Raw genomic sequence first — 23770 nt, 5'->3', positions numbered from 1 at the left:
CACCATGCGGGACAGGGGCTGTCCGCCCGCTGAGACACCGTGAACCGGTGCGAGGTGGCGCCGGCGCTAGGTTGCCTGGATGACCGCTGACCGCCACCCCGCCGTCCTCGACCTGCTCCGCGCCTGGGACGCCCCCGGGCAGCAGGACCTCCGCGGCGAGTACGTCGCGTTCGTGGCCGCGCACGGCGACGCCGCCCTCCGGCGCGAGGGCGGCGCGCAGCACCTCACCGCGAGCTGCGTCGTGCTGTCGGACGACCTCACCCACGTGCTCCTCTGCTACCACCGCAAGGGCCGGTTCTGGGTGCAGCTCGGCGGCCACGTCGAGGACGACGACGCGACGCTGGCCGCCGCCGCGCTGCGCGAGGCCCGCGAGGAGTCCGGTCTGACCTCGCTCCGGCTCGCGTCCGGCGCGCCGTCCGACGTCGACCGGCACGACCTCGCCGCCGCGTTCGGGACGTGCCGCACCCACTGGGACGTCGCGTTCGTCGCCGTCGCGTCGCCCGACGCCCCCGTGGTGGTGAGCGACGAGAGCGAGGACGTGCGCTGGTTCCCCGTCGACGCGCTGCCGTCCGACGCGCCCGACAACCTGCCCGGCCGGGTCGCCCGGGCCGTCGCGCGCGCCCGGCTCAGCGCTCGATCGTCGAGCGGACCCTTGCCTGCAGCGGGTGCAGACGGTCGCTGAGCCCGGCGTCGGCGAACGCACGGCGCACGGCGTCCACGTCCTCGCTGAAGTGCGCCCACGAGTCGGCGTGCACGGGGACGACCGTCGCCCCCGGGAGCAGCCGGGCGGCCGCGACGGTCGCCGCCGCGTCGAGCGTCAGCGTGGCGCCCGGGTGGCGCGGGACCCGAGCGGCCCCGGCGTGCAGGACCGCCACGTCGACCGCGAACCGCTCGCCGACCTCGCGCACGTGCTCGAGCGACGCGTTGTCGCCCGAGACGTAGACGGTCGGCTGCTCCGGCGCCTCGAGGACGAAACCGGTGACCGGCCCGCTCAGCGCGTCCGCGTCGGCCCCCGGCGGCCCGTGGAGCGCGGGCACCGCCGTGATCCGCGTGGACGGGGTCGTCCGGGAGTCCCACGACTCCCACGGCGCGAGGCCCGTGACGCCCGGGATGCGCTCGGCCGCGCGCGGGGTCGAGAGCACGGGACGTCCCGCGGCGAGCGCCTCCTCGACCAGCGCGCGGCCGGCGACGTCGAGGTTGTCGGCGTGCTGGTCGTGCGACACGAGGACCACGTCGACGGGCAGGACGGCCGCAGCCGGGACCGCGGGTCCGGTGAGCTTCGTGAGGACCGCGCGGCCCTCGTACTGGCGCGGGGCGTCGAAGGTGGGGTCGCTGAGGACGCGGAGGCCCGCGTGCTCCAGCAGGACGGTGGGGCCGCCGACGAGCGTCACGGCGACCGGGGAGGCAGGGGTGCGTGGTGTGGTCATGCCTCCGAGCCTCCCGCCGGGCCGCCGCGCGCACGAGTGGCCCGATGGTCGTTGCTCGCTAGGATCGGGCCATGACGACTCCGCACCGCGTCGCGGTCCTGGCGTTCGACGGGATCAGCCCCTTCCACCTGTCCGCCCCCAGCGTCGTCCTGGGCGGCGTCGTCCCGGGTGGCGCCGGCCTCGGCTACGACGTCGTCGTGTGCGCGGAGCAGCCCGGCGTCCTCGCCACCGGAGGCGGGTACGCGATCGTCGTCACGCACGGGCTCGAGGCGCTCGACGGAGCCGCGACGGTGGTCGTCCCGAGCTGGGACCTCGGACGCGACCCGTCGCCCGTGCTGCTCGACGCCGTCCGCGCCGCGCACGCCCGCGGCGCCCGCGTCGTCGGCCTGTGCCTCGGGGCGTTCGTCGTCGCCGCGTCCGGCATCGTCGACGGGCGCGAGGTGGCCACGCACTGGGCGCACGAGGACGACCTCGTCGCCGGCCACCCGCGCGTCGCGGTCCGGCGCGACGTCCTCTGGTGCGACCTCGGGGACGTCGTGACGTCGGCCGGGACGGCGTCCGCGCTCGACTGCTGCCTCCACCTGGTCCGCCGCGACCACGGTGCTTCCGTCGCGGCGCGCGTGGCCCGTCGGCTCGTCCTGGCGCCGCACCGCGAGGGGACGCAGGCGCAGTTCGCACCCACGCCGAACCCGCGGGTCGGCCCGGACGACGCCGTCGGGCGGGCGATGGCGTGGGCGACCGACCGGCTCGGTGACGCCCTGACGCTCGACGACCTCGCCGCCGCCGCGCACCTGTCCCGGCGTCACTTCAGCCGGCGGTTCCGGGAGCGGACCGGGTCGGCGGTCGGCGACTGGCTCGTCGCCCAGCGCGTCGACCGGGCGCGCGCGCTCCTCGAGGAGGGCGACGACCCGGTCGAGGCCGTCGCCGCGGCGTCCGGGCTCGGCTCGGCGGCCTCGCTGAGGGTGCACTTCGCGCGGACGCTCGGGACCACGCCGTCGGCCTACCGGCGTGCGTTCCGCGGCACGCCCACGGCGGGTCCCTGACCGTCGGGTGCGGCACCGGATCGGTACAGAACCGCGTCCACGACGTGTACGGCAGTGGAACGACAGGCTGCACGTCTGTGCACAATGGTCCGATGGCGTACCGGGTGGTGAGACTCCTTCTGTCCCTCGTGACGTTCATGTTCCTGCGGCCCAAGGTCACGGGACGGAACAACATCCCCGACGCCGGCCCGGTGATCCTGGCGAGCAACCACCTCTCGTTCATCGACTCGCTGCTCATCCCCGTGGTCTCCCCGCGCCAGGTCACCTACATGGCCAAGGCCGAGTACTTCACCGGCAAGGGCGTCAAGGGGCGGCTCTCGCGCTGGTTCTTCACGACGTTCGGCCACATCCCCGTGCAGCGCGACGACCCCCGCGCCGGCCTCAAGTCCCTCGAGGACGCCCTCGTCGTCCTGAACCGCGGCGACGCCTTCGGCATCTACCCCGAGGGCACCCGGTCCCGCGACGGCAAGCTCCACCGCGGGCACACCGGCGTCGGCTACCTCGCCCTGACCGGGCAGGCGCCCGTCGTCCCCGTCGCCGTGATCAACACGGACAAGGTGCAGCCCGTCGACGCCCGCTTCCCACGGCTCTCCCGGCGCTTCAAGGTCGAGGTGCACTTCGGTGCACCGATCGACCCCGCGCGCCAGATCGCCTCCGGCCAGCGCCCCGCACAGGCGCGCCGCGAGCTCACCGACACCGTGATGGAGCAGATCCACGCGCTGTCCGGACAGGATCTCGCCGACGACTGAGAGGACGTCACCCGCACGACACGTGTGGGACATCCACGGCGTCGCAGGTGTGCCAAGGTAGGACTCCCGCCCCCGACCGAGGAGCCTGCCCCCCGATGCCCGACGACGACGTCCACCAGGACGCCGAGGCGCACGAGTCCACCCGGCCGCACGTCGCCGCCCGGGTCGAGGACAGGTTCTTCGCGTCCGTGGGCAAGAGGCTGCGCCGCCGGCGCTGGGAGCCCCGCGTCGAGGGCAACACCGGCTACGGCGAGCCCGGGTGGGTCCGCATCCTCGCCCGCACCGTCCTGACGCCCTGTGAGGGGGTCCTGCCGCACGCGTGGGACCGCCGGGGGTGGCGCTCGTTCGTCGCGGTGCCCGCGCCGCGGGAGGTCGTGCAGATCGAGCTCGGGTCCGTCCGCCGGGTCGTCGTCGCCGACCGCGGTGGCTACATCGATCTCCGGATCGACCTCGACGAGCCCCTGGCGCCCGGCTGGCACACGGTCCGGCTCACGCCCAGCACCGGGGTGACCACGGAGGCGCGGGTGATCGTCGTCGGGCCGGACGCCCTGCTCGGCGTCGTGAGCGACATCGACGACACCGTCATGGACACCCGGCTCCCGCGCCCCTTCATCGCCGCCTGGAACACGTTCGTCGTGCACCCGAGCGCGCGGCGCGCCGTGCCCGGCATGGCGGCGCTCTACCGCGACCTGCGCGCCCGGTACCCGGACGCGCCGTTCGTCTACCTCTCCACCGGGGCATGGAACACGGCCGTGACGCTGCGCCGGTTCCTCGACGTCAACGGGTACCCGCCCGGGCCGCTCCTCCTCACCGACTGGGGGCCCACGAACACGGGGTGGTTCCGCAGCGGCGTCGCGCACAAGACCAGCCAGCTCGAACGGCTGCTCGACGAGCTGCCGCACGTCCGGTGGATCCTCGTCGGCGACGACGGGCAGCACGACCCCGACGTGTACGACCGGGCGGTGCGAGAGCACCCCGGCCAGGTCAGCGCCGTGGCGATCCGTGAGCTCACCGCGACCCAGCAGGTGCTGTCGCACGGCCTGCCCGTCCCGCTGCCGTCCCGGGACGATCGCGGGCACGTCGTCCGCGGACCGGACCTGCGCGAGCCCCACGAGGTGCCCGTGGTGCGTGGCCTCGACGGTGACGCGCTCCGCAGGGGGTTGCTGGGCGTGCAGCGGGGGGGCGGCGCCCCGAGCGGCAAGGCGGGTCCGGCCGCGTCCTGACCGCTCTGCGCCCGGTCCGCACCGCCCGATCGCCGCCGTCTGCTCTGCGCGGCCGGGGACGTCGAGAGCGCTGGGCGCCACCACGGACGCCAAGAGCCCAGCCCCGCCCCGAGGGGCGAAGCCGGGCTCCGACACGGACCCGGGCGGGGGTCCGTGCGCGCGGCACCGTGCGGCCGCGCGCGTCAGGGGGTCAGGCGCGCGAGCGTCGGACCAGGAGCAGCACGCCGCCGGCCAGGAGCAGCGCGAGCGCGACGACGGCGACGGGCAGGATCGCCGCACCGGTCTCTGCGAGACCGCCGGTCTCGTCGGCCGGGGCGGCAGCCGCCGTGGTGGTGTCGTCGGACGCGGCCGGTGCCGTCTCGGACAGGCCGCCGGGGGCGGTCGTCGTGGTGCCCGACGCCGGGGTGGAGGGCGTGTCGGCCGGGACGCTCGGGGCACCCGACGGGACCTCGGTCGGGGTCGTGCCGGAGGCGTCGGTCGGCGTGCCGCTCGGCGTCTCGCTCGGGGTGTCGCTGGGCGTGCTGCTCGGCGTGGTCGACGGCGTCGGGGTGCTGTCCGAGCAGCTCCAGTCGGAGCCCTCGAACGGGTAGCTGTGGAACTCGCTGCCGCCGAGGTTCTGCACGAGGTTGCCCGCCACGTACACGCGCCCGTTCATGCCGGGCACCGCGACCGTGGTCGTGCCGTTCGCCTTCGGGACCACGACCGAACCGGTCCACTGGGCACCGCCCGTGAACGACGGGCTCGCGTCGTCCACGATGTTCCACAGGGTCCGCGACGCGTACGAGGCGAGGCCGTCCTTGTCGCCGTTCTGGTCGAACGCGTGCGCACCGCCGTCGCGCCAGAAGCCGTTCACGGTGGCGTCGACCTGGCCGTGGACGTTCACGACCACCTGGGCGTCGTCCGGGACGTGCGCGAACGTCACGGTGACCGCGTGCCCGGACGCACCGAGCGCCGCGCCGTCGAGGTCGAACAGCTGGACCTTGGAGGTGCCGTCACCGTCGAGGGTCGTGTCGCTGCCGGAGCGCACGACCTTGCCGTTCGCGGTGCGCGCGTCGTAGGCGGCGCTCTCGGGCGCGAGCGTGCTCGCGAAGCCCGTGGAGGTCTCGAGGGCGGCGTCGTGGCCGAGCTGCGTGGCGAGGGAGCCGCCGTTGGTGTCGATCTGGACGCCCGGGTGCACGGACCCGCCCACCCTCACCTGCGCGCCGATCCGCGAGCCGACGTCGAGGTGGCCCGTCGTGACGTCGCCGCCGACGCGGAGCATGACGGACCCGGCGGGCGGCGCGACCTGCGAGCCGGCACCCGCGACGCCCACGTTGTAGAAGCCGGCGGTGCCGAGGTCGCCGTCGACCACGACGACGCCCTCGGCCTCGGCGCCGGCCTTGACGGTGAAGCTGCCGCCCACGAAGACGTTGACGTTCGAGTCGCTGGCGCCCGACGGGCCGCCATCGCTGATCGGGGGCGTGGAGCAGTCGTCGACACCCGCGGCGAACGCGGTGCCGGCGAGGCCGGTCCCTGCGGCCCCGAGGAGCAGTGCGGAGACCGCGACGCGGCTCCCGACGGTGGAGAGACGGGGGAAGAAGCGAGACACCGGTGTTGCTCCTCGGGCTGCGGGCGGTCGTATCGGCAGCCGGACCCTACCCGTTAAGGAGGGCCGCGTACAAATCCGTCCCGCTGTCCGGTTTCGTCCCTCTCGTCACCGTGCCACGACCGGGCACGACGCGAGGTGGTCGTCGACGAGCCCGCAGGCCTGCATCGTGGCGTACGCGGTGGTCGGCCCGACGAAGCGGAAGCCGGCCTTCTTGAGCGCCTTCGCGAGGGCGACCGACTCGGCGGTCGTGCCCGGCACGTCGGACGGGTGCTCGGGCCGCGTGACGCGCGGCGGGGGAGCGAACGACCAGACGAGCTCGTCGAGGGTCCCGCCTGCGTCGTGCAGCGCGACGAGGGCGCGGGCGTTCGCGACGGTCGCCTCGATCTTCTGCCGGTTGCGGATGATGCGGGCGTCGCCGAGGAGGCGCGCCACGTCGTCCGCGTCGAAGGCCGCGACGCGCTCGGGGTCGAAGTCGTGGAACACCTCGCGGAAGGCATCCCGCTTGCGGAGCACGGTGAGCCACGACAGCCCCGACTGGAAGCCCTCGAGGGCGAGCCGTTCGAGCAGCGGTGCCTCGCCGTGCACGGGCACGCCCCACTCGTCGTCGTGGTACGCCTCGTACAGGGGGTCGCCGTCGCCGAAGCAGCGCGCCCCGAGGGGCGGCCCGGCGGGCGTCGTGGCGGGCGTGCTGTCGGACGTGCTGTCGGACGGGGTCGTCGGCTGCTCGGTCGTCATGCCCCCAGCGTGCCGCCTCCCGCCCACGGTCGCGCCGGGCGTCGTGCCCGGCGCGCGCGGCCGTGGACGGACCCGGATCGCGCGCGCCGGTGCACGACCGTGGGACGGTCAGGAGCCGTCAGGAGTAGAGCGAGTCGATGAGGTCGGCGTGCTTCTCGACGACGGGCTTGCGCCGCAGCTTGAGCGACGGCGTGAGCTCGTTGCTCTCGACCGTGATCTCGGTGTCGAGCACGGCGAACTTCTTGATCTGCTCCCAGCGGGCGAACTTCCCGTTCGTCCGTTCGACGGCCTGGCGGATCTCGGCCTGCACCTCGGGTGCGTGCACCAGCTCGGCGTAGTCGCCGGTGAGGCCGTGCGCGGACGCGAACCTCGCGAGCTCCTCCGAGTCGACGCTGACGAGCGCCACGCAGTACGAGCGCCCGGCACCGACGACGACGGCCTGTCCGACGAGCGCGCAGCTCGACGTGAGCGTGACCTCGACGAGCCCCGGCGCGACGTACTTGCCGTTGGACGTCTTGAACAGGTCCTTCTTGCGGTCGACGATCTTGAGGTACCGGCCGTCGACGATCTCGCCGATGTCGCCCGTGTGGAACCAGCCGTCCTCGACGGACTCGGCCGTGGCCTCCGCGTTCTGGAAGTAGCCGGCCGTGACGCACGGGCCGGCGGCGAGGATCTCGCCGTCGGACGCGAGCTGGATGCGGTGTCCCGGCAGGACCGGTCCCACCGTGCCGAAGCGCGACCGGCCGGGCAGGTTCACCGTGATCGCGGCGGACGTCTCCGTGAGGCCGTAGCCCTCCAGGATGGGCAGCCCGGCCGCCTCGAAGAACTCGAGGATCTCGCGCGACAGCGGCGCGGAGCCCGAGATGAAGTACTGCAGGTTCCCGCCGAACCGCTTGCGGACCTTGGAGAACACGAGCGCGCTGCCGAGCGCGGCCTGCGCCCGGACCCACCAGGACGCCTGCTCGCCGGCCTGCTGCGCGCGGACCTTCTGCTCGCCGGTCCGCACGGCCCAGCGGAACAGCGCGAGCGACACCCCGCCCTTCGCCTCGACCTGCGCGGTGATCCCGGCATGGACCTTCTCGAAGATGCGGGGGGCGGCCGCCATGAACGCCGGCCGGGCCGTCGCGAGGTTGCCCACGAGGTCGGGGATCGACCCGTCGACCGCGGTCGGGTAGCCGACGCGGAGCTGGGTGACCACGAACGTCTGGGCGAAGACGTGCGCGAGCGGCAGCCACAGGAGCTGCGTGTGCTCGGGGGTGAGGATGCCGAGCGCGTCGATCCCGGCGGCCTCGCCCGCCCAGTTGCCGTGCGTGAGCCGGACCCCCTTGGGGCGGCCGGTCGTGCCGGACGTGTAGATGAGGGTCGCGAGGTCGTCGTGCACGAGGACGTCCCCGGCCTCGTCGACGCAGCGCGGCTCGGCCGCCAGGTGCCGGGCACCCGACGCGGCGAGCTCGGCGAGCGTCGTCTCGCCGTCCTGCAGCTCGACGTCCGCGGGGTCGATCACGACGACCAGCTCGAGCGCGGAGGCCTGGGCGCGCACGGCGCGCACCTGCTCGAGCAGGGCGGCGTCCTGGACGACGAGCACCCGCGACGCGGAGTCGGCGAGGATCCACTCGAGCACGTCGGGCGTCGCGACGGGGTAGATCGACGTCGCGGCGGCGCCGGCGACCTGGACGGCGAGGTCCACGACGATCCACGTGTAGCTCGTGGGAGCCATGAGGGCGACGCGGTCGCCGCGGGCGATCCCGAGCGCGAGCAGCCCGGCGGCGAGCGGACGCACGCGGTCGTCCACCTGGCGCCACGTGTGGTCGGTCCAGCCCCCGGAGCCGTCGGGTTCACGGAACGCGAGGTTCGCGGGCGACGTCGCGAGCCGGTCGCGGTACATCGTCGCGATGGACCGGTCGATCCGAAGGTCGACGTCCGTGCCGTCGAGGAACGTGGGGGAGGAGGCCGTCTGGGGGGCCGTGGCGGTCATGCGTTGCACCTCGTCGTCCGCTGCATGGGGTCCCGCGTCGGAGCGGGGTTCTACATGATACCCCCGGTATCGGTATCTCTGTGCCGCGCCCACCTCAGCGGGCGCTCGGCCTACCTCAGCCCACCCCGCACGCACCTCAGCGGGCTCGTCCACCTCCGCGCAGGCAGGAAAGGCGGGCGATCGCCGGATCCCGCACCGGCCACCTCAGGCCGACCGTCGAGGACGACGACGATGCGGCCCGCCGACAGCGCGGCCCGCCGGGCAGGACGGCCCGCCACGCAGAGGAGACGGACGATGAGCGAGTACCTGGGCCCCGCGGTCGAGGCGGAGATCGCCTACCGCCAGGAGCGTGCCCGCGAGGACTTCCGCCCCGCACCCGCGCGACACCACCCGCGGCGCAGCGCCTGGATCGCGCTCCGCAGCCGGTCCCGTCGCGCCACGGGCCGGCCCTGACGGGCCGCAGGCCGGCTGTCGGGGGGCGGTGGAACACTGGCGACGTGCCCACGACCCCTGTCGCACCCTTCGTCGCGCGCGAGCCCGAGCTCGATCTGCTCGCCGCCGCGGTGGACGACGCGGGCCGGGGCGTCCCGTCGCTCCTGCTCGTCGGGGGCGACGCCGGCGTCGGCAAGACGCGCCTGCTCGGCCGAGCGGCCGAACGGGCGCGCGACCGCGGAGCGGCCGTCGTCGAGAGCCACTGCGTCGACCTGGGCGCCGTCGGGCTGCCGTACCTCCCCTTCGTCGAGGCTCTCGCCCTGCTGCGTGGTCAGTGCGAGATCGTCGAGGAGGTCGCCCAGCAGCGGCCCGCCCTCGCGCGGCTCCTCGACGCCGACGCGTCCGCGGCGCCTGACGACCGGCTCCAGCTCTTCGACGGGCTGGCCACCGTGCTCGCGCGGGCCGGGTCGCCCGGGGCACCGCTCGTCCTGCTCGTCGAGGACCTGCACTGGGCCGACCCGTCGACGCTCGACGTGCTGCGTTTCCTCGTCGCGCGCATGCGCGACGAGCACCTCGCCGTCATCGCGACGTTCCGCTCCGACGACCTCCACCGTCGGCACCCGCTCCGGCCCGTGCTCGCAGAGCTCGGGCGGCACCCCCGCGTCTCACGGATCGACCTCGCGCCGTTCAGCGCCGCCGAGCTCCGCGTCTTCACGACGGCGGTCGCGGGCCGGCCGCTCCCGCCCGCCGCGTTCGAGACGGTCCGCGAACGGTCCGAGGGGAACGCCTACTTCGCCGAGGAGCTCGTGGCGTCCGGGGTCGCGCGGGGCGAGCTGCCGTGGTCGCTCGCCGAAGCCCTCCAGTCCCGTGTCGACGCCCTCGACCCGGCGTCCCAGCGGGTGGTGCGCGCCGCCTCTGCGGACGGACGCGTGGTCCAGGAGCGTCTGCTGCGCGCGGTGCTCGAGACGGGTGTGCTGCCGCTGACCGGGACAGCGGGCGCATCGGCGGGCGGCGGGAGCGGCACGGCGGACGCCGCACTCCGCGAGACCGTCGCCCAGCAGGTCCTGCGCACCGAGCCCGACGGCCGGCTCGGGTTCCACCACGCCCTGCTCGCCGAGGCGGTGTACGCCGACCTGCTGCCCGGCGAGCAGGTCGCCGTCCACCGGGCCTATCTCGAGGCGATGGCCGCCGACCCCACGCTCGGGTCGGCGGCGCAGCGTGCCTCGCACGCCGCCCGGGCCCACGACCTGCCCACCACGCTCGTGGCAGCGCACCAGGCCGCGCTCGAGGCGCGCCGGCTGCTCGCCCCCACGGAAGAGCTGCGGCACCTCGAGCAGGTCCTCGAGCTGTGGGACGGCGTCCCCGACCCGGCCGGCCTCGTCGGACGCGGACGCAGCGACGTCGCGCTCGACGCCGCCTCCGCGGCCGAACGCTCCGGCGACCCGCAGCGTGCGGTCGCGCTCGCGCGCGCCGCGGTCGACGCCGTGCCCGACGAGCTCGAGCGCGCCGCCCTCCAGCACGTCGTCGCGGGATACCTGCTCGCGGTCGAGGACGGCCCGGCTGCGCTGCGGCGCACCGAGGAGGCGCTCGCGGTGCTGCCGGTCGACCCGCCGTCGCGGGCGCGCGCCGCCACGCTCGCAGCGCACGCACGGGCCGCCCTGAACGGCGATCTCGACGAGGTCGGGCGACGGTCCGCGACCGAGGCGGTCGCCGTCGCCCAAGCCGTCGACGCGCCCGCCATCGAGGCCAACGCGCTCAACACGCTCGCGATCCTCTCGGTGGACGAGCCGGAGGACGCGGCCGAGCTCGTCCGCGAGGCACGGGACCGGGCGCTCGCCGCCGGGGACGTCGACACCGCGGTCCGCGCCTGGTGGAACCTCGGTGCGACCTGGTACTACGGCGGCCGGCTCGACGACGCGCGCGCCGCGTTGGACGAGGCCGCCGACTACGCCCGCCGGACCGGTCGCACGTGGAGCGCGTACGGGACCGAGATCCAGTTCTTCCGCGAGCTGACCGCGTACGTCCTGGGCGATCTGCACGCCGCACCCGACGACCGCGTCCCGGCGCCGTCCAGCGTGGTCTTCCGTGCCGTCCGGCTGTACTCCGCGGTCGCGCGGGGCGACGAGGACGTCGTCGAGCGCGCGCTGGCCCTGCGTCCCGAGTGGCACGTCGACACGTCTGCTGCGCTCATCGCCGGCGGGTGCGCCGTCGACGCGCTGACCCTCGCCGGCCGGACCGGCGAGGCCGTCGAGATCGCGTCCGAGGTCGTGGCGTATCTGAGCGCGGAGTGGACCGACGTGTTCCTCGGGCAGATCTGGATCAGCGCGCTCGCCCTGGCTGCGCTCGCGGACGAGGCCGAGCGCGAGGCCCTGCTCGGCAGGGACGTCGGGCCGCTCGTGGCCCGTGGCGAGACCTTCTGCGACGCGGCGACGCGGTCCGCGGAACGGGGACGGCCGCGCGGCGGTCGGCTCGGGCCCGAGGCGCGCGGCTGGCTGGCGCGGGTACGCGCCGAGCACGCGCGGCTGGCCGCCGCCGCGGGTGGCCCGCCCGTCGACCCTCGTGCGTGGGCGACCGTCGTCGAGGAGTTCGGCTACGGGTACCGCTACGAGGTGGCGAGGTCGCGGTTCCGCTGGGCCGAGGCCCTCGTGGTGTCGGGCGACCGCGACGCGGGTGCCCGGGAGCTCACGGTTGCCGTGGACGAGGCCGACGCGATGGGAGCCCGTCCGCTCGCGGACGCGTGCCGTGCCCTCGCACGCCGCGCCCGGCTCGACGTCGGGGGCGTGCGTGCCCCGACGGCAGGTGTGCTCACGGACCGCGAGGCGGAGGTGCTGGGGCTCGTCGCGCGCGGCCTGTCCAACCGCCAGGTCGGCGAGGTGCTGTTCATCTCGGGCAAGACCGTGAGCGTCCACGTGTCGAACGTGCTCGCGAAGCTCGGCGCGGGCACCCGCACCGAGGCGGTCACGCTCGCGCACGAGCGCGGGCTGCTCGACCTCACCCGCTGACGCGGGCCGAGGTGTCGCGGGCGACGGCGCACGCCGCCGCGACGAGCGGGACCTGCAGCGGGAGGCGTCCCCAGGCGACGGCGGGCTTGCGGGCCCACGACCGGGCACCGGGGTGCGCGTCGAGCGCCATCTGCACGTTGCCCGGGAAGACGCCGACGAGCAGCGCCGCGGTCGCGACGGCGCCGGCCCGCCGCGTCCGGGGGAGCGCCAGGGCTGCCGCGCAGCCGAGCTCCGCGACACCCGAACCCACCACCCACGCGCGCGGCGACCCGAGGCGCCGCGGGATCAACGGCTCGTACACGCGCGGGCGCACCAGGTGGATCGTGCCTGACGTGGCGAGGAGCGCCGCGAGGGCTCCGGCAAGCACGGTCGTCCGTCGGGATGTCATCGGGCGATCGTAGGTCCCGGTGAACCCCGACGCCCCGGGCGCGGCCTGGGTGGCAGCGTCCCGGGGCGTCGCACCGACGGTGGTGGGAGCCGGTCAGCGCCCGCTGCGTCGCGGCGCGCCGGCGGCCAGCTCGAGGGTCTGCTGCAGGACGCCGTACTGCGCCTTCGGCTGGTACGCGTCGTCGTACAGGAGGGCGGCGCCCTCGCCGGGGAACGTGCTCGGGACCCACGACGACCCGTCGTCGATCCCCCACACGGTGAACGAGATGCACCGCTTCACGAGCAGGCAGGCGCTCAGCGACTGCGACCACATGCTGTTCTGCGCGGTCTGCTCGACGGACGTCACGGGCAGCGTGGTGCGGACGTCGGCCTCGGTGACGGCGACGTCGAGGCCCAGGTCGGCGAAGCGCTGCAGGTTGTCCTGCAGGTTCGGGGTGCCGTACTGCGTGTCCAGGTGGTCCTGGAAGCCGACGCCGTCGATCGGGACGCCCTGCGCCTGGAGCCTTGTGACCATGGCGTAGACGGCGTCGCTCTTCGCGCCCGTGTACTCGATGTTGTAGTCGTTGTAGAACAGCTTGGCCTGCGGGTCGGCCTCGTGGGCCCAGCGGAACGCGTCGGCGATGTACGAGTCGCCGAGCTTCTGCGACCAGATGTCGTCGCGCAGCGTGCCGTCGTCGGCGAACGCCTCGTTGACGACGTCCCACTGCCAGAGTTTGCCCTTGAAGTGCTTGACCTCGGCCTGGACGTGCTGCTTGAGGATCGCGCGGAGCTGCGTCGCGGACAGCGTGCTCGCCTGGGCGGTCAGCCACGACGGCAGCTGGTTGTGCCACACGAGGGTGTGACCGCGCACGAGCTGGCCGTGCTGCTGCGCGAAGCGCACGAGCTGGTCGGCCGCGGTGAAGTCGTAGGTGCCCTGCGCCGGCTCGACGACCTCCCACTTCATGACGTTCTCGGGGGTCACGGTGGAGAACTGGTCGGCGGCGATCGAGGCGTAGGTGGCGTCGTCCGCGAGGCGGTCGGTGTTGAGCGCGGCCCCGATGCGCAGGCCGGACGGTGCGGCGAGAGCGCGGAGGCTGTCGTCGGCCTGCGGCTTGGTGGGCTTGGTGGGCTTGGCCGGGTGTCCGTGGGACGGCTGGCCGGGGGAGGCGTGGCCGGCCCAGGGCGACGCCCCGTGGGCGGTCGCGACCGCGGGGGTGACGGCCAGGCCGAGCGCGACGACTCCCGCGCCGACGGCGATGGCGGTGCGGCGCCGGTGGCGCGGGCGTGCGTCGGAGGGGGTGATCCGGGGTGCTGCGGGCATGCCGATACTCCTTCGTCTCGGGACGCCGGCGGCGGGCGCGACGGTGCGCCTGCCACGCGGGCACATTGAGTGCAATCACTAAACTAAAGACGTCGAGCGCCCCCGTCAACGATTCTTCGAAATCGATTTCGAAGACGTCCGGGCAGGTCACCAGCCCGACGGGTCGAGCGCCTTCCGGATCCGCTTCTCGCTCACGGGGCCGTCGGTCCCGAGCTGCTGCGCGAACAACGACACCCGCAGCTCCTCGATCTGCCAGCGCACGTCCGCGAGCTCGGCCGCCCGCGCCGGGTCGCGGCGTCCGGCCGTGTACGCGGCCCGCGCCCGCTCGTACGCCTGCTCGACGTCGTGGACGTGCCACGCCAGCTCGGCGTCCCGGTGCGGGTTCGACCGCGCCTTGTCGAGACGCGCTGACGCGGCCCGCAGGTACCGCGTGAGGTGCGGGAGCCGGTGCGCGGGCGTCCGGGACACGAACCCCGCCGGAACCAGCGCGGCCTGCTGCTCCCGCAGGTCCGTCAAGGTGTTGAGCAGCGCCAGGCTGGACGTCGCACGGATCTCGCCGTCCAGGGTGCGCGCGGCGCTCAGGGCGGCGACGACGTGCCCGACGACCCGGTGCACCTCGTCCTCCAGGTGCTCGCGCACGAACCCGCGCGCCGCGTCGAACGCCGCCAGGTCGCGGACGGCCCCGGCGTCGGGGGCGTCGGGGTGCACCGCCGTCGGCCCGCTCGTGAGCGACCGGACGGCCGCGCGCTGCACGTCGTCGACGAGCGCGTCCGTGGTCCGGTAGGGGCTCGACGCGAGCGTGAGCGCCTGCGTCCCCGTCCACCGCGACGTCACCCGGCCCACGGGCAGCGCGACCTCGCGCAGCAGGAGCGTCCGCACACCGTCGGCGTGCTCGGCGTCGCGGCGGTCGCGGTCCGCGTGCACGCGCAGCGCGACGACGTCCCCGCCCTTCGCGCCCGGCTCGACCACCAGCCCGGGATACCCGCGCACCACCGCACCGGCGCCCACCCGCGTCTCCACGACGTCGGGCAACGACCGCCCGGCATCCCCGCCGAGCACGTCGACCGGGGGCCACCCGTCGAGCACGCCGACCTCGGCCACCAACCGCCCCGGGAGCCCCTCACTCGGAGCGCCTGCGGACGCGGAACCGGACCGTTCGGAAGAAGGCGGCGCGAGGCGGGCCTGTGCCCCAGCCACGGTGTCGACCCCCGCCGACGCCCGAGCCGCCTCCAACGCCGCCCGCACCGCCGTCCGTACCGCCGCCTCGGCCCGCCCCGCCAGCTTCCGCTGCAACCCCAGGAGGTCCTTGTCCTCGCCGAGCACCTGTGCGACGCCGCGCTCGGGCTCGGACACGACACGGAAGGTCATGCGTAGGTGCGCGGGCAGCCGCGCGGCTTGCCCGGCCCACGCGTCGTCGGGGATGTCGACGCCTCGCACGGCGCGGACTGCGCGCGTGAACGCGGCGCGGAACGGTTCGGCCATGTCGCCGGCGCGGGCCATGTCGGCCCAGGTGGGCGTGTTCGCGCGGAGCCAGTCGGCGACGTCGCGCCCGGCGTCGGGGGCCGGGACGAGCTGCACACGGACGGGCTTGGGCAGCGAGCGGATCGTCGCGGTGGTGAGCTCGTCGAGGAGCCCGGGGACCATCCAGTCGAACCCGTCGGGCGTCACGCGCGCGAGGACCGACACGGGCACGTGGACGGTCACGCCGTCCGCGTCCGTGCCGGGGGAGAACTGGTACGTCAGCGGGAGCGTCAGGTCGCTCTGCGGCCACGACTCGGGGAACTGGGTGGTGTCGATCTCGCCGGCCTGCGGGACGAGCAGGTCGAGCGTGAGGTCCAGCAGGTCGGGGGTGCGACGTCGCGCTGTCTTCCACCACTGGTCGAAGTGGCGGGCCGACACCACGGACGCCGGCACGCGGGCGTCGTAGAACGCGAACAGGACGTCGTCGTCGACGACGAGCCCCCGCTGACGCGAGCGCGCCTCCAGCTCCTCGGCCTCGTCGAGCACCGTCCGGTTCTGCTTCCAGAACGCGTGATGGGTCGACCACTGGCCCTCGACGAGCGCGTGCCGCACGAACATCTCGCGCGCCGCCTCCGCGTCGACCTTGGCGTACAGGACCTGCCGGTCCGCGACGACCGGCACCCCGTACAGCAGCACCTTCTCGACCACGGTGGCTGCGCCGCGCCGCGACGACCACGTCGGCTCCGAGTACGTGCGCTTCACGAGGTGCGCGCCGACCTCCTCGACCCACTCCGGCTGGATCCGCGCCACGTCGCGCGCCCACAGGCGGCTCGTCTCCACCAGCTCGCCCGCCATGACCCACGCCGGCGGCTTCTTGCTCAGCGGCGACCCCGGGAACACGGCGAACCGGATGCCCCGCGCACCGAGGTACTCGTTGCGCGCCTGCCGGGCCATCCGCTTCAGCTGGCCCTGGTCGCGGCCCTGGCGTGCGGACGCCTTGATGTCCGCCGTCTGCTGCATCCCGACCTGTGACAGGAGGCCGGAGAGGAGGGCCTGGTGGATGGTGTCGGCGTCCCAGGCGTGACGGTGGGGGTCGGTGGTGTGCTCGTCGTGGGGGTCGGTCGTGGGGTCGGCGGCGGGGGAGCCCGGGGTGCTCGGCCTTCCATCCGGCGCCCTCGTTCCTCGGGCGCCTCCCGCCAGGCCCGCCACGGCCTTCGCGTCCCCGGGCCCCCCCGCCGCCTCCCGGTGGTCCTGCGCGTGCGCCGAGCTGCCCCAGCGGATGCCCAGGGGCTTGGAGGTGTCGCGGAGCTGGGAGACCAGGTCCTGCCACTCGCGGATCCGCAGGAAGTTCAGGTGCTCCGAGCGGACGCGGCGACGGAACTGGTTGCCCGACAGGTCGCGCTGCAGCTCGCGGACGTACCGCCACAGGTTCAGGTAGCTCAGGAAGTCGGACGTCGGGTCCGCGAAGCGCGCGTGCATCTGGTCCGCCTGCGCGCGCTCCTCCGTCGGGCGCTCGCGGGGGTCCTGGATGGAGAGTGCGGCGGCGACGATCGTGACCTCGCGCGCCACGCCGCGGCGCGAGCCCTCGACGATCATCCGCGCCAGGCGCGGGTCCATGGGGAGCTGCGCGAGCTGTCGGCCCGTCTCGGTGAGGCGGGTGCGCGAGGCGCCGTCGTCGTGCACCTGCTCGAGCGCACCCAGCTCGGTGAGGAGCTGGACGCCGTCCCGGATGGCCCGCGTGTCGGGCTGGTCCACGAACGGGAACCGGGCCACGTCGTCGGGCGAGCCGACCACGCCCACCGAGATCATCTGCAGGATCACGGACGCGAGCGACGTCCGCAGGATCTCCGGCTCGGTGAACGGCTCGCGGGCCGCGAAGTCGTCCTCGGAGTACAGGCGGATCGCGACGCCGTCCGACAGGCGGCCGCAGCGTCCCGAGCGCTGGTTCGCCGACGCCTGGCTCACCGGCTCGATGGGGAGGCGCTGGACCTTCGTCGCCTTCGAGTAGCGCGAGATGCGTGCCGTGCCCGGGTCGACGACGTACCGGATGCCCGGGACCGTCAGCGACGTCTCCGCGACGTTGGTCGCCAGCACGATCCGGCGGCCCGCGTGCGCCGCGAAGACGCGGTGCTGCTCGGCCGCGGACAGTCGCGCGAACAGCGGCAGCACCTCGACGTAGCCCGGGTCGCGCGGGTCGCGGCCGCGCTCCCCGAAGTGACCGGTCAGGGCGTCGGCGGCGTCCCGGATCTCCCGCTCGCCCGACAGGAACACGAGGATGTCGCCCGGACCCGGGTCGCGGCGCGTGCGGTCCAGCGCGATCAGCTCGTCGACCGCGTCGACGATGCCCGTCACGAGGTCGCGGTCCTCGCGGGGCTTCTTCGGGGCGGGTCCCTTGCCGCCCTTGCCCGCGCGCGCACCGCCTGGGGCGCCGTCGTCGGGCGTCTCCGCGTCCGCGACCAGCGGGCGGTACCGGATCTCGACGGGGAACGTGCGTCCGGAGACCTCGATGACGGGCGCGGGGACGACGTCGTCGGCGGCGGCTCCCGCGGTGTCCGCGGCGGCAACCGCGGCGACGCCGGCGGGCGCCGGCGTCCCGAAGTGGCGCGCGAACCGGGCGGAGTCGATCGTCGCGGACGTGATGACGAGCTTGAGGTCCGGGCGCTGCGGCAGCAGCCGCGAGAGGTAGCCCAGCAGGAAGTCGATGTTCAGGGACCGCTCGTGCGCCTCGTCGACGACGATCGTGTCGTAGGCGAGGAGCTGCGGGTCGCGCTGGATCGCGGCCAGCAGGATGCCGTCGGTCATGACCTTGACGAGGGTCGAGTCCGACGACTCGTCGGTGAACCGCACCTGGTACCCGACGACCTCGCCGAGCGGGCTGCCGAGCTCCTCCGCGACGCGCTCCGCGACGGAGCGGGCGGCGATCCGCCGGGGCTGGGTGTGCGCGATCTGACCGGCGCGTCCGCGGCCCAGGTCGAGCAGGATCTTCGGGAGCTGGGTCGTCTTGCCCGAACCGGTCTCGCCCGCGACGATCACGACCTGGTGGTCGCGGATCGCGGCCGCGATCTCGTCCCGGTGCGCGCTCACGGGGAGCTGCTCGGGGTAGCGGATCGTGCCGAGCTCGACCGCTTCGCGCCGCTCGCGCATGCGCGTCAGGTGGGCGTCGCTCACACGCGTCGCGGGACGTCCGGGGCCCCGGCCGCGTCCTCGCCCCGACCGGCGGCGTCGCGGCGCCCCGTCGGACGACGTGTCCGGGCGCGCCGCAGCGCGGGGAGCGCCCTCGGGGCGCGCGTCGGGACGGGGTTCGGTGCTCACGGGGTTCCATCCTCTCAAGTCTTGGCAACCCGATTCGCGCGGCGGTGCGAAAGTCCCTCGTGGGATCCTCGACGCATGAACAAGGGCCGGCTCGAGGCGTTCAGCGACGGCGTGCTCGCGATCGTCATCACGATCATGGTCCTCGAGCTGCGGACCCCCGAGGGATCGACCTGGGAGGCGCTGCGCGAGGTCGCGCCCACGTTCCTCACGTACCTGCTGTCGTTCGTGTACGTCGGCATCTACTGGAACAACCATCACCACATGCTGCAGCTCGCCGACCGGGTGGACGGCGTCGTCCTGTGGGCGAACCTGCACCTGCTTTTCTGGTTGTCGCTGTTCCCGTTCACCACGGGATGGATGGACGAGACCGGGTTCGACCCCGTCCCGACGGCGGTGTACGGCATCGACCTGCTGCTCGCGGCCGTCGCGTACTGGCTGCTCCAGGCGTCGCTCGTCAGGCGGCAGGGGCACGACGGGCCGCTCGCGCAGGCCGTCGGGGGCGACTGGAAGGGCAAGGCGTCGCCGGTGCTGTACCTGCTGGGCATCGCGGCGTCGTTCTGGGAGCCGTACGTCGGGGTGGCGCTGTACGTCGCCGTCGCGCTGGTGTGGTTGGTGCCGGACCGTCGTGTCGAGCGGTTCGTCGCGGAGCACCAGGACGCCGGTTCTCCGGTCTCCGACCCGGACGCCTGACCACCCCCCGCGGGAGGGGAAAGGGGAGGGGTCAGAGGGGGCGGCAGGTGGCGCGCTCGACCAGCGTGGTCGGCAGGCGCAGGTGCGGCTCGTCGAGCGTCCCGTCGATCACCTGGACCAGCATGCGCAGGGCTGCGGCCCCCATCTCCTGGAGCGGTTGCGCGACGGTCGTCAGGGGCGGTGACGCGAGCGCGGACTCGGGCACGTTGTCGAACCCGATCACGGACACGTCGCCGGGGACGTCGAGCCCGAGGTCGCGGGCGACGTCCATGACGCCGAGCGCGGAGAGGTCGTTGGCGGCGAAGACGGCGGTGGGCCGGTCGGGCCGGTCGAGGATCTCGTGGGCGGGGGTGCGGGCGGCGTCGCGTGCGTAACCGCCCACGCGCACGAGGTCCTCGTCGACGGCGACGCCTGCGGACGCCATGGCCCGCCGGAAGCCCTCCTCGCGCAGCCGGGCGGACTCGAGGTCGGCCCGGCCGCCGAGGAACGCGATGCTGCGGTGCCCGAGCCCGAGGAGGTACTCGGTCGCGAGGACGGCGCCGGCGAGGTTGTCGGAGTCGACCGTCGGCATGCCGGTGGGCCCGGTGTGCGGGTCGACCGCGACGACGGGGACGCCGTGGTTGGTCTCGACGACGGTCGGGGTGACGAGGATCGCGCCGTCGATGAGCGTCCCGGAGAGGCGGGACAGGTTGCGTCGCTCCCACCCGACGTCGGCGCCGCGACCGCCGCCGGAGTACGCGAGGAGCTCGTACCCGGTGGACGCGACGGCGGCGGACGCGCCCTTGAGGAGCTCGGTGGAGAAGGGCTCGAACTCGGCGACGAGGATCCCGAGGACGTTGGTGCGGTGCGACCGCAGGGACTGCGCGCCGAGGCTCGCCTCGTACCCGAGGGTGTCGATGACCTGCTGGACGCGGTCGACGGTGGCCTGCGCGACGCCGTACCGGCCGTTGACGACCTTGGAGACGGTCGCGACCGACACGCCGGCCTCGCGGGCGACGTCGGCCATCTTGACGCGGGGCAGGAAGTCCACGCCCCGATCATAGGCGGCTCGACCAACGTATCGAAAACGTTATCGACAACGATTGACATCAACTGCGACAGCGCGCAAGACTCACACCGACCGCGCGAGAGCGCACCCGTCGACGACGACGAAAGGTTCAACGATGACCAGGAAGATGCGAGGCGCGGCACTCGTCGCCCTCTCTGCGGCCGCGACCCTCGCCCTCTCCGCCTGTTCCGGCGGCTCGGACGACAGCGGCGACCAGGGATCCGACGGCGGCCCCGTCACCCTCACCATGTGGACGAACGCGTCGACCGGCCCGGGCACCGCCTACTTCGCCCAGATGGCCAAGGACTTCCACGCCAAGTACCCGGACGTCACGCTCAAGATCCAGAACATCCAGAACGAGGACTACGACGGCAAGCTCCAGACCGCGATCAACTCGGGGTCGGCGCCGGACGTCTTCTACCAGCGTGGCGGCGGCAAGATGGGCGACATGGTCGACGCCGGCCAGCTGCTCGACCTGTCCGACCTCATCACGGACGAGACGAAGACCGCGATCGGCGAGGGCGTCCTGACCTCCGAGCAGATCGACGGCAAGACCTACGCCATGCCGTACACCGTGACGCCGGGCGGCATGTGGTACTCGACCGACCTGTTCGACAAGGCGGGGGTCACGACGCCCCCGACGACGATCGACGACCTGAACACGGCCGTCACGCAGCTCAAGGCGACCGGTGTGGCGCCCGTGGCGCTGGGCGGCAAGGACGCCTGGCCGGCCGCCCACTGGTACTACTGGTTCGCGCTGCGCGAGTGCTCGAAGGACACCTTGGACTCGACCGCGAAGAGCCTCAAGTTCGACGACCCCTGCTGGACCAAGGCCGGCGACGACCTCCAGGCGTTCGCAGCCACCAAGCCCTTCAACGACGGCTTCCTCACGACGTCGGCGCAGCAGGGCGCGAACAGCTCCGCCGGCATGCTCGCCAGCCACAAGGCCGCCCAGGAGCTCATGGGCGCCTGGGAGCCCGGCGTCGTCGCGTCGCTGACCACCGACAAGAAGCCGCTGCCCGACCTGTCGTTCTACGCCTTCCCGGCCGTCACCGGCGGCCAGGGCGACCCGAAGGCGATCATGGGCGGCGTCGACGGCTTCTCGTGCTCGGCCAAGGCGCCCAAGCAGGCCTGCGGCGACCTCCTGAACTTCCTCGTCACGCAGGACACCCAGGAGCAGTTCTACAAGGCGTTCGACGCCCCGCCGGTCAACAAGGCCGCCCAGGCGGTCATCACCGAGCCGTACCTCAAGACGGCCATCGCGGCGTACAACGAGGCGCCCTACGTCTCGCTGTGGCTCGACACGCTCTACGGGGCGAACGTGGGCAACGCGCTCAACACCGCGGTCGTCAACCTGCTCGCGGGCAAGGGCTCGGTGGCGGACATCGTCTCGTCCGTCGACTCGGCCGCGGCGAAGGGGTGATCTGATCCCATGAGCGACTCTTCGGTCGACAACTCGTTGGCGGTGCAGAGCTCGACCGGGGAGCGCGGGGCGCAGGCAGACCACGGCAGGTCCGGGGGCGGCGCGCGCGCCGCGTCGTCCCCGGCGGCCCGCCGCCCGGCCCGCCGCCCGGCCCGCCGCCCGTCCCGGGGCATCGGGTGGCGCCAGCGGCTCGAGATCACCCTGCTGTCCGGGCCCGCCATCGTCGTGTTCGTCGGCTTCGTCATCTTCCCGGTGGCGCTCGCCGCGTACTACGGCTTCTACCGGTGGAAGGGCTTCGGCCGCCCCACCGACTTCGTGGGCTTCCACAACTACACGGTGATCCTCCAGGACCCGGAGTTCCACGCCGCCCTGCTGCACAACGGGCTCATCGTGGTGCTGTCCCTCGTCATCCAGGGACCGGTCGGCCTGCTCCTCGCGCTCCTGCTGAACCGCAAGATGCGCGGACGCTCGATCATCCGCGTCCTGGTCTTCGTGCCCTGGGTGGTCTCCGAGGTCATCGCGGGCACCGGCTGGAGCCTCATGCTCCAGACCGACGGCGCCGTCAACGACCTCCTCGAGAAGGTCGGGCTCGGACACTTCACGGCCGACTGGCTGTCCGACCCGCACCTCGCGCTCTGGTCGCTCATGGCGATCCTCACGTGGAAGTACATCGGGTTCGCCGTGATCCTCTTCATGGCCGGCCTGCAGAACATCCCCGAGGAGCTCTACGAGGCCGCCGCCCTCGACGGCGCGAGCTACTGGCAGACACAGCGCCGCATCACGCTCCCGCTGCTCGGGCCGACGATCCGGATCTGGGGCTTCCTGTCGATCATCGGCGCCCTGCAGCTGTTCGACCTCGTCTACATCATCTGGGGCCAGTACGTCGCCGGCACCGCCGGCGTCTCGACGATGGCGACCTACATGGTCCAGTACGGCCGCAACGCCGGGAACTTCGGCTACGGCTCGGCCGTCGCCGTCGTCCTGTTCATCATCTCGATGATCGTCGCGCTCGTGTACCAGCGCTTCGTGCTCCGCCGGGACACCGAGGGCGCGCTCACCGGAAGGAGCAAGTGATGACGGTCGTCCAGTCCCCCGGCCTCGAGCCCGCGCAGGCCCGCACCGCCCCGTCGCGCGACAAGGCAAAGACCCCCTGGGGCAGCCCGACGACGTACTTCGTCGCGCTCGTCCTCGTCGCGCTGACGCTCGCCCCCGTCGCCTACATCGTGCTCGGCGGCTTCCGCACCAACGCGCAGATCACCGACAGCCCCTCCGGGCTGCCGTCCCCGTGGGTCGGCGCCAACTACGTGGACGTGCTCACCAGCTCGATCTTCTGGCGCCAGCTCGGCAACTCGACGTTCGTCGCGCTCGTCACGACGGTCGGCGTGGTCGTCCTCGGCGTGATGGCGAGCTACGTGCTCGCTCGCTACCGGTTCCGCGGGCGCGGCGCGATGTACTCGCTCTTCGCGGCCGGGCTCATGTTCCCGATCACCGTGGCCATCACGCCGCTGTACATCCTCATCAAGAACATCGGGCTCATCAACAACCTGTTCGGCGTGATCCTGCCGCAGATCGCGTTCGCGCTGCCGACCACGATCATCATCCTCGTGCCCTTCCTGCGGGCCATCCCTGACGAGATCGAGGAGGCCGCCTGGCTCGATGGCTGCGGCCGGCTCGGTTTCTTCTTCCGGATGGTCCTGCGCCTGTCGCTGCCCGGCGTCCTGACCACCGGGATCCTGGCGTTCGTCGCGAGCTGGAACAGCTACGTCCTGCCGCTGTTCGTCCTCAACGACCTCGAGAAGTACACCCTGCCGCTCGGCGTGCAGGCCTTCTCGTCGCAGTACTCCGTCGACACCGCGAAGGTCCTCGCGTTCACGTCGCTGTCGATGCTTCCCGCGCTCGTGTTCTTCACGATCTTCGAGCGCCGGATCGTCGGCGGCCTCCAGGGCGCGGTCAAGGGCTAGACGGGGACACAGGA

At 73.6% G+C, this 23770-nt stretch carries 18 protein-coding genes; 10 read left to right on the top strand and 8 right to left on the bottom strand.

All coding sequences use genetic code 11. The features are described 5' to 3' along the window. The first annotated feature begins 79 nt into the window (after nt 1-79). Nucleotides 80-682 (top strand): NUDIX domain-containing protein, encoded by a 603-nt coding sequence (locus CLV34_RS11240; protein ID WP_100350406.1) that lies wholly within the window; start codon nt 80-82, stop codon nt 680-682. On the opposite strand, the gene CLV34_RS11235 is transcribed toward CLV34_RS11240, so the two are convergent. Further along, complete coding sequence (locus CLV34_RS11235; protein WP_100350405.1) at nt 627-1427, bottom strand: MBL fold metallo-hydrolase; 801 nt, start codon at nt 1425-1427, stop codon at nt 627-629. The genes CLV34_RS11240 and CLV34_RS11235 overlap by 56 nt on opposite strands. A gap of 71 nt (nt 1428-1498) precedes the next feature. Here CLV34_RS11235 and CLV34_RS11230 point away from each other — a divergent pair, with 71 nt between their 5' ends. The 3 genes from CLV34_RS11230 (at nt 1499) to CLV34_RS11220 (ending at nt 4442) form a co-directional block, all read left to right on the top strand. After that, complete coding sequence (locus CLV34_RS11230) at nt 1499-2470, top strand: GlxA family transcriptional regulator (protein WP_100350404.1); 972 nt, start codon at nt 1499-1501, stop codon at nt 2468-2470. 92 nt (nt 2471-2562) lie between these two features. Beyond that, the gene (locus CLV34_RS11225) at nt 2563-3219 is read left to right on the top strand and encodes a lysophospholipid acyltransferase family protein (protein WP_100350403.1); all 657 of its coding nucleotides are present in this window, start codon (nt 2563-2565) and stop codon (nt 3217-3219) included. 95 nt (nt 3220-3314) lie between these two features. After that, entirely contained in the window at nt 3315-4442 is a 1128-nt protein-coding gene (locus CLV34_RS11220; RefSeq protein ID WP_100350402.1) for an App1 family protein phosphatidate phosphatase, read from the top strand. A 190-nt stretch (nt 4443-4632) separates the two neighbouring features. On the opposite strand, the gene CLV34_RS11215 is transcribed toward CLV34_RS11220, so the two are convergent. The 3 genes from CLV34_RS11215 to CLV34_RS11205 all read right to left on the bottom strand — a co-directional run bounded on the left by CLV34_RS11215 (nt 4633) and on the right by CLV34_RS11205 (nt 8740). Next, the gene (locus CLV34_RS11215; RefSeq protein ID WP_100350401.1) at nt 4633-6030 is read right to left on the bottom strand and encodes a choice-of-anchor A family protein; all 1398 of its coding nucleotides are present in this window, start codon (nt 6028-6030) and stop codon (nt 4633-4635) included. A 105-nt stretch (nt 6031-6135) separates the two neighbouring features. After that, complete coding sequence (locus CLV34_RS11210) at nt 6136-6765, bottom strand: DNA-3-methyladenine glycosylase I (RefSeq protein WP_100350400.1); 630 nt, start codon at nt 6763-6765, stop codon at nt 6136-6138. A 118-nt stretch (nt 6766-6883) separates the two neighbouring features. After that, nucleotides 6884-8740, bottom strand: a complete 1857-nt coding sequence (locus CLV34_RS11205; RefSeq protein ID WP_100350399.1) for an AMP-dependent synthetase/ligase — start codon at nt 8738-8740, stop codon at nt 6884-6886. Nucleotides 8741-9034: 294 nt separating this feature from the next. Between CLV34_RS11205 and CLV34_RS16410 the strand changes: the two genes are divergently transcribed. Beyond that, nucleotides 9035-9193, top strand: a complete 159-nt coding sequence (locus CLV34_RS16410) for a hypothetical protein (RefSeq protein WP_157803815.1) — start codon at nt 9035-9037, stop codon at nt 9191-9193. A 44-nt stretch (nt 9194-9237) separates the two neighbouring features. Next, nucleotides 9238-12174, top strand: a complete 2937-nt coding sequence (locus CLV34_RS11200) for an ATP-binding protein (protein WP_100350398.1) — start codon at nt 9238-9240, stop codon at nt 12172-12174. Here the strand turns inward: CLV34_RS11200 and CLV34_RS11195 are convergent. The 3 genes from CLV34_RS11195 to hrpA all read right to left on the bottom strand — a co-directional run bounded on the left by CLV34_RS11195 (nt 12164) and on the right by hrpA (nt 18634). Next, a complete protein-coding gene (locus CLV34_RS11195) occupies nt 12164-12562 on the bottom strand; it encodes a DoxX family protein (RefSeq protein ID WP_100350397.1) in 399 nt (132 codons plus the stop codon). The genes CLV34_RS11200 and CLV34_RS11195 overlap by 11 nt on opposite strands. Before the next feature lie 93 nt (nt 12563-12655). Next, nucleotides 12656-13861, bottom strand: a complete 1206-nt coding sequence (locus CLV34_RS11190) for an endo-1,4-beta-xylanase (protein ID WP_100350396.1) — start codon at nt 13859-13861, stop codon at nt 12656-12658. A gap of 147 nt (nt 13862-14008) precedes the next feature. Further along, the gene (hrpA, locus tag CLV34_RS11185; RefSeq protein ID WP_425436231.1) at nt 14009-18634 is read right to left on the bottom strand and encodes an ATP-dependent RNA helicase HrpA; all 4626 of its coding nucleotides are present in this window, start codon (nt 18632-18634) and stop codon (nt 14009-14011) included. A 75-nt stretch (nt 18635-18709) separates the two neighbouring features. On the opposite strand from hrpA, the gene CLV34_RS11180 reads away from it, so the two are divergent. Beyond that, on the top strand, nt 18710-19324 hold the full coding sequence (locus tag CLV34_RS11180; RefSeq protein WP_100350395.1) for a TMEM175 family protein: 615 nt from the start codon (nt 18710-18712) through the stop codon (nt 19322-19324). A gap of 31 nt (nt 19325-19355) precedes the next feature. Here the strand turns inward: CLV34_RS11180 and CLV34_RS11175 are convergent, their stop codons facing one another. Further along, complete coding sequence (locus CLV34_RS11175) at nt 19356-20330, bottom strand: LacI family DNA-binding transcriptional regulator (protein WP_211289438.1); 975 nt, start codon at nt 20328-20330, stop codon at nt 19356-19358. 157 nt (nt 20331-20487) lie between these two features. Here CLV34_RS11175 and CLV34_RS11170 point away from each other — a divergent pair, with 157 nt between their 5' ends. Genes CLV34_RS11170 through CLV34_RS11160 form a run of 3 tightly spaced genes read left to right on the top strand, consistent with a single transcriptional unit; the run spans nt 20488 to nt 23756 of the window. Continuing rightward, entirely contained in the window at nt 20488-21795 is a 1308-nt protein-coding gene (locus tag CLV34_RS11170) for an ABC transporter substrate-binding protein (protein WP_100350393.1), read from the top strand. 9 nt (nt 21796-21804) lie between these two features. Further along, the gene (locus CLV34_RS11165) at nt 21805-22869 is read left to right on the top strand and encodes a carbohydrate ABC transporter permease (RefSeq protein ID WP_100350392.1); all 1065 of its coding nucleotides are present in this window, start codon (nt 21805-21807) and stop codon (nt 22867-22869) included. After that, nucleotides 22869-23756 carry a carbohydrate ABC transporter permease gene (locus tag CLV34_RS11160; protein ID WP_100350391.1) on the top strand — a complete coding sequence of 296 codons (888 nt, stop codon included), beginning with the start codon at nt 22869-22871 and terminating at the stop codon, nt 23754-23756. Before CLV34_RS11165 ends, CLV34_RS11160 begins: the two co-directional genes overlap by 1 nt. Nucleotides 23757-23770 lie beyond the last annotated feature (14 nt).

This window comes from Luteimicrobium subarcticum (assembly GCF_002798015.1).
Lineage (GTDB): Bacteria > Actinomycetota > Actinomycetes > Actinomycetales > Cellulomonadaceae > Luteimicrobium > Luteimicrobium subarcticum.
Note: the sequence above shows the minus strand (reverse complement) of the source record. Positions and strands in the feature narration are given on the sequence as shown.